Source organism: Thermoplasma sp., from assembly GCF_023256435.1.
Classification (GTDB): domain Archaea; phylum Thermoplasmatota; class Thermoplasmata; order Thermoplasmatales; family Thermoplasmataceae; genus Thermoplasma.
On the sequence record NZ_JAGDXM010000045.1, the window covers coordinates 7,425 to 10,301 of the forward strand.

2 protein-coding genes are annotated in these 2,877 nt (G+C 42.6%); both read right to left on the reverse strand.

The window, feature by feature from the left end:
• The coding region (locus tag Q0C15_RS05910; RefSeq protein WP_297217301.1) for a molybdopterin-dependent oxidoreductase at positions 1-1,777 on the reverse strand (1,777 nt) is incomplete at its 3' end.
• 89 nt (positions 1,778-1,866) lie between these two features.
• Positions 1,867-2,448 carry a hypothetical protein gene (locus Q0C15_RS05915; RefSeq protein WP_297217303.1) on the reverse strand — a complete coding sequence of 194 codons (582 nt, stop codon included), beginning with the start codon at positions 2,446-2,448 and terminating at the stop codon, positions 1,867-1,869.
• Between the last annotated feature and the right edge of the window lie 429 nt (positions 2,449-2,877).

The following is a 2,877-nucleotide window of genomic DNA, read 5'->3' on the forward strand; positions in this document are numbered from 1 at the left end:
CGCGCAACGGATAACCGCCAGTACCAGGCCTCCCGTAGTTTCCCGTCAAGAGAAGAAGATTGGAAAGTGCGGTTGAGGTATCGCTGCCGGCCTGATGCTGTGTTACACCCATGGCCCATATGGCACAGACATTCCTCGCATCATGGATCATCGACGCTATCGTTTTAATTTCATCTGCACTTACGCCAGAAACCTTCTCTGCGAATTCAAGCGTAAAGGGTTCTAGACTTTTCAGATAATCTTCATAGAAGTTTACACGTTTTTGTATGAACTCCTTGGCCTGCCATCCCTGTTCTATTATGTATCTTGCAACGGCATTTATCCATACAAGATCTGTGCCCGGTTTCGGATGGATGAAGAGGTCGGCTCTTCTGGCCATCTCATGCATTCTCAGATCTGCCACTATCAGCTTCTGTCCATTGAGTTTATGCGCTCTTTTTATCCTTGCAGCTATGACAGGATGCGATTCGGCTGTATTTGTTCCCACCGCGAGTATTAGATCGGCTTTATACAGATCCATTATTGATCCTGCATCACCTCCATAACCGACAGTTCGCCATAGTCCGGTGGTGGCAGGTGCCTGGCAGAATCTCGAACTGTTGTCCACGTTATTTGTGCCGAAAACCTGTCTGGCAAGCTTCTGCATAAGATAAGCCTCCTCGTTCGTTCCCTTGGATGAGGCTATGAACTCTATGGCATCAGGGCCGTACTTCTCCTTCACCTCCATAAGACGTTTTGCCACTAGATCAAGGGCCTCTTCCCATTTGGCCTTCCTGAACCTTCCATTTTCCCTTATCAGCGGATATGTTAATCTGTCCGGGCTGTTAACGAAGTCCCACCCGAACTTTCCTTTTACACAAGTAGAGATCGAATTTGCAGGTGATTCTGGCTTGGGCTGGACCTTCAGGATCCTGCGTCCGACCGTCCACATCTCAAATGAACATCCAACACCACAATAGGTACAGACTGTCTTCGTCTTTTTTATCCTTGATTCCCTCATCTTTGACTCTATATTGCTCAGCGTCATCACAGGGTCCATGGTTATGACAGGCTCTAATGACTTGACAAGATCGATCATTGTCTCCTTGGTTCTGGGATCGATATTGGTGAAGTAACCGGCATTTCCGATCATGGTTTTCTCCATTAGAGCATTGACCGGGCAGACTGTAACGCAGTGGCCGCATGAAACACAGGAGGAATCATTTATCTTTGATCCATCATCCCATACAACTCTTGGCCTCTCCAGAGTCCAGTCTATATGTATTGTCTCATTTACCTGAACATCCTGGCACGCCTCGACACAGCGTCCGCACAGGATGCACTGCGAAGGATCATAGACATAGAATGGGTTTGAATCATCAACTTCATAGGGTTTTTTGCTAAACGAATATTTTTGCCTATCGATCTTGAGATCAACAACTGCGTTGTGAAGTTCACAGTCTCCATTGTTGTTATCGCATACAGTGCAGTACAGGTTGTGATTGGCCAGGATTCTCTGCACGGCCTCTTTTCTCAGATCTTTTATTCTGCCAGCATTACAGACAATCGACATACCATCCTTCGCGAAGGTGGAACAAGATCGCACTATCTTTCCATCGGCCTCTACAAGGCAGGTATCGCAGGTTTGAATTGGGCCGAGACTTTGATGGTAGCAGATATGGCTTATATCTATGCCATTTTTCATCAAGATCTGAAGGATGGTATCACCTTCTTGCGCTATGAATTCTTTACCATCTATCGATAACGAAAGCGTTCTGCTAGCCATGATACCGATCATTTATCTAAAATCATTATCACTATATAACAATTCTTAAAGTTATTGTAATTTTAAAAATAAGGATATTCAAATTAATTTATATATAAATATCACAGAGGCAAATGCATTCCAAGCGCAAAAGTCGTTACGGCTGCAAAGAAGAGATACATAAGCCATGTTCCGGTGATCAGATGAAAGAATCCTTTGGCTCGAGTCCATGCTGCTGATTTGAGAAGGCTTGCAGGAATATCCGTTATGTACACAAAGGCCAGAAGCACGAATAGCGTGCCAACTGGGATATCGCCCGCATTAAAGAAAACGAAGGCTCCTGTTATGCTTATCCAAAGAAAGGCGATGGCCATAAAGCCATCAACAGTCGTATCACCTTGCACATATTTGTTGATTCCAAGCGCAAACCAATGCACGCCATAGGCCGTGAAAGCCGTTGCAGCCATATATAGGACCGGTGAAGATTGGAAGGCTGGAAATATTGTGAGGCCAAGAAAAAGGTATGTGCCGGTGATAAACTGCATGAAGCCAGGCATCCATATCCCCCACTGACCAAGAACTTTATTTAGCTTTTCAGTGGTCTCTCTAGGTATTCTGAAAAATTCCCAGCCACCCCATACATAATAGCCGGTTCCAAGCCCGAAAAATCCTATAGCTAGAGGAGGTAATGAACCTAACACCATAAAATAAAAATGGACAGATGTATAAATATCTTCTTTCATATAAATCTGATAAAATGGATCATTATAATATAGAAAAGATTAGATCATTAGGATCGGAATAGGACAATTTTTCATATGATAAAAGAATAGCAGCACTTAAATTTTGTCATAAAACCATAAACTTATATTAATACCTTAAAATGAATAAATAATATACAGAGCACTTTTTAGCATTATGTCTAAATATTTACAGTAATAAGACATTTATTTAATAACTAATAGAATTCGGAAAATTTTTGAGAAGATTTAAATAGATAATGTCATGATGTCATGTGATGACAGAGCAAGACACGTTTGTATAGTCTACAACTTCCGATAAGAGATTCAGAAAGGAGCTCACCACTATTGATCTTCTCTTTCTGAGCCTCGGAGGAACTATCGGATCGGGAT

What these genes read in the sequence shown, in the direction of transcription:
- Q0C15_RS05915 (WP_297217303.1), bottom strand. Translation starts at nt 2,448, where the DNA reads ATGGTGTTAGGTTCATTACCTCCTCTAGCTATAGGATTTTTCGGGCTT.